This is a genomic window from Clostridioides sp. ZZV14-6345 (genome assembly GCF_020657775.1).
GTDB classification, from domain to species: Bacteria; Bacillota; Clostridia; order Peptostreptococcales; family Peptostreptococcaceae; genus Clostridioides; species Clostridioides difficile_D.
Map to the genome: position 1 here is coordinate 1 of NZ_JAGWCX010000102.1, position 7,996 is coordinate 7,996.

Consider the following 7,996-nt stretch of genomic DNA (forward strand, 5'->3'; position numbering starts at 1 on the left):
CATACCACTTAGTTAATATAAAACCCCAAAATAGATGTAATTGAATACATTGAAAATACTGCGCTCAAGCAATTATAATTCAATAAAAACATCAAAATTTGCAGTGAGCGAGCAGTAGTGCAATTGATAACAGTTATCATATACCTTCAATCCCTTATATTCCAACTGTTAACACCTATTTTAGCATAAATATCGCTCACTGCAAACCTATATAAACATTTCATCAGAATACTTATCAATACCATAACATTTCTTTTTAATTGAATTAGGATTTTTATCTCATAAACATAGATTGAATCTTCACTATTATCAATAATGTTTTCTATTTCAGAAATACATTTATGTAACTTTCCATCAGTAATATCTCCTTCAAAAACAGAATTTTGCGTCCAAGTCAAATATTTTCTAAGTATCTTTCTAATTCTATTTAATGACCTTGCTTCAACAATATCATAAGTAACTATAACAAACATATTTTACCACCAAGCCTTTAAAACTCTATACTTTTCATCATTTATAAAGTGTTTAATTAATTTGTAACACTCTAGCCTTATAAACATTCTATATGAAACTTTTCTATTTAGATTTCTATGTTTTATGGTTGTCTGCATCTTATTTTCAAATTCTTGTAAGAATTTCTTCTTTCCTTTTTCACTTAAATAACAAATTTTATCTTGATATGAAAAATCATTCTTATTGATTCTCTTATTATTAATTAAACTAAAAATTATTGTATCAATAATAAGAGGTTTAAAAATTTCAGCAATATCTAAGCTTAAAGAAAATCTTTTTGTAGATGGTTCATGTAAAAAGCTTATAGTAGGGTCAAGCTGTGTCTTATATATCTCACTTAAAACATTCGTATACATTATGCTATTTCCAAAAGACATAAGAGCATTTACTGGGTCTTTAGGAGGTCTTTTTTCCCTCTTATAAAATTCAAAATCATTTCTTAATATTTGATTAAAGGATTTATAGTATGTTTTTCTTATTCTACCTTCTTTACCCATAAGTTCTGATATTTCTTTGATATCATTCAAATCATTTAGTTCATCTTTTATAGTATTAATTAAACTATCATCAACATTGTAATACCTCATATTTCTTAAAATATGGTATGATGCACTTTCTACAAATGATTTTGCTAAATATAGTCTTTCATTTTTATCTAAATAATGAGCTGATTGACATACTATGCTGAATCCTGATACACTTTTCTTTCTTGGATAATACGTACCTGAATAATACCCATAATAATTATAGAAGTGAAGCATAACTCCATATTGGCTTATATAGTTTATAAGTTTTGTGTTTAAATCTACTTCTCCATATATATGAATATCATCAACTTGTTCTACTGGTAATATTTTTTTCTCACCTTCTAAATTATAATAGTAAATCGTATTTTCTTTTCTTTTTATATTACCATTACTTATAATATAATAGTCTTTATACATTGTTACTCCTCCTTCACAAAGCAAAATTCATAATAAGCACATTTTGTACAATAAGGTTTTTTCTCAATTTTAGGAGGAGATAACTTCATATTTATTTCATTTATATTTATAAGTGTGTTTTCAACAATTCTTTCTTTTTCCTCTGTTAATATCAGTTCTTCTTGTTTCTTTTCCTTGACATAATTTATGGTTCCTTTTTTATCTATACCCATACTATTTTTTAAATAATACAAGTAATAGTATAGCTGCATTTCATCTGCTTCTTTCATCTTTGAACTTATTTTTACTTCCTTAACATACTCATCCTTTATTATATCTAATTTCAAGATATCATCAATTAATACTTCTTTATTTTTCATTCTTTTATAAGAATCTTCATGTACTATTTTTCCAGATAAAACCCTACTACTATTTTGTTCCATGGTTATTCCTTTAGAGAATAACCATAGCTTTCTTTTACATACATAATAATAATTTATCTTTACTCCTTGAACTTTCAATAATTCTAAATCTATTGGCACAAAATCACCTTCTCTAGTAAATTTTAGCCACATTGTTAATATAAAAATCAAATAAATTGGTCTATTTCCTTACCTATAATCACACCTTTACCAAATATCTGTTTTGTATGCTTATTTTCATGTATATCATATTTATATAAAAGTATTTTTAAATCTTCTAGACCCTTTATATTTATATCCACTATATTTTGTTTAGCTTTATATATTGGTATATTTACACTTTTTTTAATTATTTCTCTTCTAGCTTTTTTTCTCTTAGATTTTATTTCATTTATTAATTGTCTATCTTCATTACTATATGCCTCTGTAAGTTCTTTCCCCAAAACTTTATAATCTTTTACCAAAGTTTCTTCAATTTTATTATATATATCCTCTGGTATTACTGTATATCCTTCAATATTTCTAAGTATATTTTGTGCATCTTTAGAGCCCAAACTATATGGTGTTATAGTATCTAAAATATTTAAAGCACTAGTAAATCTCTTTTTAAAAGCTGTACCTTCTAAGCTTTCTTTAGAGTATAGTATCTTAACCATTTCTACCTTATATTTTTCTTCCATCTTCACACATTCTTTGCCATTTATAAAAGCCTTCAATAACTCAAGTCCATTTTTTACAATTGTTTCATCATAAATACTTCCTATTCCTGTAGCTTTTTCTGTATATATAAATATATTTGGACTATTTTCTTTATACTCACGACTTCTATAACATCTGCCAAATCTTTGAAATAAACTGTCAAGTGTTGAATTTTCTGTATGAAGCTCATCAAAATCAATGTCAAGGGATGCCTCTACTAATTGTGTTGTAATCCAAATTCCATTTCTATCACTATTGGCAAATTCTTTTATATATTTTTCTAGCTTTGCTCTATCTTCTTGTATATACATAGAATGTAGAAGATTTACATTAATATCTATTCCTTTTGACTTAACTATCTCTTCTATTAACTCATATTTTTCTACAGCACTTTTAACTGTATTTACTATTACTAAAACTTTTTTATTCATTCCACTTTGTATTATTTTTTCTAAATTTTTATCTATTGAATTTTTTACAATGGCTACACAGTGTCGTATTTTTGTTGTATTTTTTGTTAATATAGCTATATTACTATCTATTACACCTCTTTTTTTTAGTTCATCTATATATATAGTTGGCATAGTAGCTGTCATTATCATAAATCTGCCACCTATCTTATGTATCATTTCTATACCTTTTACCAGTACAGCTGCTATTTCTGGCGAATATGCTTGTATCTCATCTATTACTACCTTTGAATATGCTAATGTTGAGTATACTTTTTCATAGCCTTTATACAAAAAAGGAAATTTAAATATTTGGTCTATTGTAGAAAATGTCAATTTACAAGATAATAACTTTGCTAAATCTACAATTTCATTTGAATTTTCCTGATTACTTTCTTCCAGATAATCTACTGCTGTTGAATGTAATAATCCTAGGAATGTATCATTTGAGTCTTCTACTCCAACTATATTTTTTGCCCTATCAAATAATGCATTTATACTTACTTTTAATGGTAATGTAAAAAATGCCTTATCTTTATCTATCCAAATTAAAGCAGTTTCTGTTTTTCCCATTCCTGTAGATGCAATCAGTATTATATTCTTGCTTCTATTCAATTTAGCAAATGCCTGAACTTCCCTTAGACTACCAAACTCTTTTATTAAATGTTTTTCTGTGTATTCACCTATATTCATATTACTATTACACTCCACAACCTCATGAGCAGAAGCACTGTGGTCTAATCTATGTAGTATTCCTTTTAACATGACATATAAATTATAATATTTGTGATTTTTATCTATTCTTTTTTCTATACCTTGTAAATATATATTACTAAGTTTCTTAGTTTTTATATGATATCTGACATTAAATTCATTTTGTATTTCATCTACTTTATTTATTAAATCCTTATCTAATACTTTTTGTACCAAATCTTTAAAATCTTCATCTATAAAGATATCTCTTTCATGATGATATACAATAACTTGATTGAGCATATCCATTAAATCCCAATCATCTTCTATATCCAAGTATCCATAATTGATAAATGCAGGAGAAATAAAATTATGCCCTATATTGTTCTCTAAATTAGTTATTATTTCAGGTTCATTTATTTCAATATCCATTCTACTTCTTATTAGCTTTTGAAATGGTGAAAATACTTTTCCAACATCATGAAATTCTATAACAAAATCAAGCCATTCCCAGAATTTTTCTTTGCCTAAAAAATCCAACTTATTTATACTTGTATCATAACAACACTTTAATATATTTCTTTGTTCTAAAAGCTCATCAGTATGTTCTCTTAATGTTTCTACTGGATTAGATTTTGCATATATCAATAAAACTCACCTCCTTCTTTTCTATTAAAGTATAATAAATCTCCATCTGCATCTAACAATATATATCCACGTCTTATTTTATTACCTTTTTCAATATAATAACTATCAATTTTGTTCCAAATTCTTTTTTTATCTTTATTGGCATTATTTTTATAATAATTGTTGAGTCTATAGCTTATTCCATTTATTACTTTATCTTGTAAAGTTGACTTTGGTATATATATAGGTCGTTTTATCTTATATTTTGATAATTTGTGATTTTCATAATCATCTACTTCTACTTTCACAGCATTTACTTCAAACTTATTAACTTCTACAAATCTAATATCATTAATTCTTACTAAATCTTCTTTTCTACCTAATGATAAATACTCATCATAATTTAATAAACTCTCATATAATTTTTTTAATAAATCAAAATCCCCACCTATATGAATTATCAAATTTACATTCAATAACATATGACTGTTCATTGGCATAGATGTAATACTATCCTTTTTATAAAAATATGTTGTCTGATAATTATTAAATATACTTTCATATGTCCCCTGTACACTTATATTAAATGGTATATACTCCGTAGCATTTAATATTTTGTGAATTAATCCATTTACTGTAGAATATGGAGGCAGTGGATATGTCTCTGTAATCTTCATAGCAAATGGCTTTTTATAGCATGCAGTTTCTTGAAATAAATCTAATTTCAAAACCTTCATATTAATTCACCCCATAATATTCCTTTACTTCTTTAACTAGTTGTCCAAAAAATTTATCTACGCTTAAAAAATTATCTTCAAATAACTCCTCAAATTCCTCTTTATTTGTAAATGCCCCATCTACCATTCCAATATAGGTAAATTCTTTTAAATCTTTTCCTAAAAAAGTACCTTGAACTACTTCTTCTATTGCTGACTTATTTACTTTAAATCCATTTTTATCTCCTTTTAATTTAATTCTACCCAAGAAAAATGGATTTGCTATTTCATACACTCCTCCTACTACAAATAGAGGAGATAAATTTTCTTGTCTACCTCTAATATTTCTATTTAATACTTTTATTATTTCTAAAAATTCTACTACTCTTCTACATTTCTCTTTATTATCAAGTTCTATATCCCCATCCTTACCTATTTTAGATAAATCTATAGTCGCTGTATATGTATAGTAACTTAAATGTTGCTCTATGTTGGCAAGATTAGGGTGTTCTCCTATTCTATCTGCTAATCCTTTATTATTTAAAAAGTCCATGTCACTTCTATATGGCTCAAGAGAAATCGCATTACTCAATCTTACAGTGGCTTCTCTAGTCAATGAACCCCCTTTTTTATCTTTCTCATCTTTTTTATTTGTTTTCATATATCCAAATAAGTCCATTTCTTCTGATTCTCTTATGCTTATATTATCTTTAAACTGAATTGTACCTTTTCCTTTATCAACAACTTGTAAATTCCAATTAAATAACTCCGAAGCTAATCGTACTATGTCATATCTTAGACACTGACGAGATGCAAATGTATAGATGTTTCCATCAGCTCTACTTAGTTTTTTTAATTCTGATATATTACCTATACCTTCACCATAGTTTAAACTTTGAGCCTGTACTATTACTGTAAATGTTAATCCTCTTTTCATCTTATTTTTCCTCCTCTTCGTTTGGTAGTTTATCTTTTCCTTCATATTTTCCAGAAATTAATCCAGATATAAAAGCATGACCTATAGATTCAAAGTCTAAATCTTTTTCAGTCTCTATATCTAAAAAAACCGCTGGAAGCCTTTTTTCAGCTGACATAAAAATTCTTATAAGTGTATCCATAAAATCACTTTTATTTCCAACTTTAACTAAATTTAAAAGTTTATAACTTACTCCATCTATTTTATTTTTAGAATTTTTATTGACATAATGGTCATGTATATCACAACCCAAATAATAAATTATTCTCAAATTTTCATCATTCTTTTCCAAATTTTTACTATCCATTCTATATACCCCCTTCTTATAGCTATTTATTAATGCTCTTAATTGGACTACTCTAAAACAATCTATTCCTGATATATTTGATTTGTTGTTGCTTTCCATATCATTCTTAACTTTATTTCTTAAAGTATTATTAGTTAAATGCTTCAAGTCTCTATTTTTCAAGAGTAAATCTAATACATTTGATTTAAGCTTATAATCATAGATACTTTGTATTTTTTTATTTGCATACTCGTCTGTAAAAATTTTTGCTAAATAAGTAGGAATATTAAAATAATTTATTTTACATTTTTTAGAATCTATACTTGCCTTAAATTCTACAAAAAGTATATTATGAAGTTGCCATTCACTTTTTAATTTATTTTCTTCTACTATACCTCTTATAAGTTTATTAAAAGGATTTTCATCTTTGGAATCTGAAGACTCACTTTTTTGAGCTTTTAAACTATTGTTTCTTTCAAAAAGCTCATTTATAGAAGTATCCATGTTAACAAATAAATAAAACTCATTCTCTTCATTAGATAAATAATTCTTTCTTGTATAAGTAGCCCCTGCTGGAGTACAGAATAATATAAGCTTACAAACATCACATATTGATGATGTATACTCCTGATTCCAAAACATATTCCTAGCATTATTGGTACTTACTCCAAGTGGAGCAAAATTACTTTCTGAGTATTCATCTAATATTCCTTTATATAAACCACACATTTCACATACTTCTAAACTATCCATATACTCTTTTATATCTTCAATACTTTTATTTTTCTTTATAAAGTTTTTATTTATTTCCTTCATAATTTTTTCTATAGTATTTACACTAGACTTACTAACTTTTTTTTCACTTACATCTTTAGATATACTATCCAATCTATCATTCAAATAGTTTTTCAACTTATCACAGTCATTCTCTTCTAATAAATCTTCTAACTCTCCAAAATATATAATTTGTCTTAAATAATCATTAAACATTACTTCTTTTAATCCATCTAAATCTAACTTAGCCTTAGCAACATTTAAAAAACTAACTTGTCCAAAATAATTATCTTGAACTACATATTTATAAAGATTGGCTGTAAGTCTGTCATTTATTGATTTTATTTTAAATATGTCTACAATCTCATCTACTAAAGTTTCTAATATCTCAAATTCATCATAACTTTTTATTTTAGACATGCTATCTAACTTTTCTTTTATCAAGTTAAATTTTTCTTCATCAAATTTTTTGACCTTATCATTTTGCTGTTTTATATTATCCTTAATTTTCTTAATTCCATCTTTAATTTTATCAGGTTTAGATTTAATAAAATTTATACTGTAATCAACACTCTTCCTAATCCTTTTTGATACATCATATTCATCCATGAAGTAATTAAAATAATACTCATGAAAGTTTTCAAGAAATGAACTATCAAATTCGATATAGTCTTCCATAATAAATATTTTTTCTTCTATATCTGCTTTCTTTACTATATTTAAAAATCCAACCATACCCATATTAAAGAACCAGTCTCCTCTATAAACTCTTAACTTCATTTATCTCACCTCCATTCCAAAACATCTACATCCCCAAATCCTTGAGCTCGTCTAAAGCCCAAACCTAAATTGTAGATAAGATTTAAATCGTCAATATCACCTTTCAATATAAATCTGCCTTTGTAGCCATTAATATAT

The 7,996-nt window shown here is 25.9% G+C and carries 8 protein-coding genes; all 8 read right to left on the reverse strand.

Annotated elements, in window-relative coordinates:
- Positions 1-146: 146 nt before the first annotated feature.
- Genes cas2 through KGF39_RS18410 form a run of 8 tightly spaced genes read right to left on the reverse strand, consistent with a single transcriptional unit; the run spans position 147 to position 7,992 of the window.
- Positions 147-473 (reverse strand): CRISPR-associated endonuclease Cas2, encoded by a 327-nt coding sequence (gene cas2 / locus KGF39_RS18375; protein ID WP_413927100.1) that lies wholly within the window; start codon positions 471-473, stop codon positions 147-149.
- 3 nt (positions 474-476) lie between these two features.
- Positions 477-1,457 (reverse strand): type I-B CRISPR-associated endonuclease Cas1b, encoded by a 981-nt coding sequence (gene cas1b, locus KGF39_RS18380; RefSeq protein ID WP_227823415.1) that lies wholly within the window; start codon positions 1,455-1,457, stop codon positions 477-479.
- 2 nt (positions 1,458-1,459) lie between these two features.
- Positions 1,460-2,011, reverse strand: a complete 552-nt coding sequence (cas4, locus tag KGF39_RS18385) for a CRISPR-associated protein Cas4 (RefSeq protein WP_227823416.1) — start codon at positions 2,009-2,011, stop codon at positions 1,460-1,462.
- 14 nt (positions 2,012-2,025) lie between these two features.
- Complete coding sequence (gene cas3 / locus KGF39_RS18390; RefSeq protein WP_227823417.1) at positions 2,026-4,347, reverse strand: CRISPR-associated helicase Cas3'; 2,322 nt, start codon at positions 4,345-4,347, stop codon at positions 2,026-2,028.
- Positions 4,344-5,063, reverse strand: coding sequence for a type I-B CRISPR-associated protein Cas5b (gene cas5b / locus KGF39_RS18395; protein WP_227823418.1), 720 nt, complete (start codon positions 5,061-5,063; stop codon positions 4,344-4,346). Before cas5b ends, cas3 begins: the two co-directional genes overlap by 4 nt.
- A gap of 1 nt (position 5,064) precedes the next feature.
- Positions 5,065-5,979 carry a type I-B CRISPR-associated protein Cas7/Cst2/DevR gene (gene cas7i / locus KGF39_RS18400; protein ID WP_107595685.1) on the reverse strand — a complete coding sequence of 305 codons (915 nt, stop codon included), beginning with the start codon at positions 5,977-5,979 and terminating at the stop codon, positions 5,065-5,067.
- 1 nt (position 5,980) lies between these two features.
- A complete protein-coding gene (gene cas8a1 / locus KGF39_RS18405) occupies positions 5,981-7,858 on the reverse strand; it encodes a type I-B CRISPR-associated protein Cas8b1/Cst1 (protein WP_227823419.1) in 1,878 nt (625 codons plus the stop codon).
- Positions 7,859-7,863: 5 nt separating this feature from the next.
- Complete coding sequence (locus KGF39_RS18410) at positions 7,864-7,992, reverse strand: CRISPR-associated endoribonuclease Cas6 (protein ID WP_227823420.1); 129 nt, start codon at positions 7,990-7,992, stop codon at positions 7,864-7,866.
- Positions 7,993-7,996 lie beyond the last annotated feature (4 nt).

Bases quoted from the DNA above. Each gene is read 5' to 3' on its own strand.
- cas5b (WP_227823418.1), bottom strand. From the start codon at position 5,063: ATGAAGGTTTTGAAATTAGATTTATTTCAAGAAACTGCATGCTATAAA.
- cas8a1 (WP_227823419.1), bottom strand. From the start codon at position 7,858: ATGAAGTTAAGAGTTTATAGAGGAGACTGGTTCTTTAATATGGGTATG.
- cas7i (WP_107595685.1), bottom strand. From the start codon at position 5,979: ATGAAAAGAGGATTAACATTTACAGTAATAGTACAGGCTCAAAGTTTA.
- cas4 (WP_227823416.1), bottom strand. From the start codon at position 2,011: ATGTGGCTAAAATTTACTAGAGAAGGTGATTTTGTGCCAATAGATTTA.
- cas1b (WP_227823415.1), bottom strand. From the start codon at position 1,457: ATGTATAAAGACTATTATATTATAAGTAATGGTAATATAAAAAGAAAA.
- cas2 (WP_413927100.1), bottom strand. From the start codon at position 473: ATGTTTGTTATAGTTACTTATGATATTGTTGAAGCAAGGTCATTAAAT.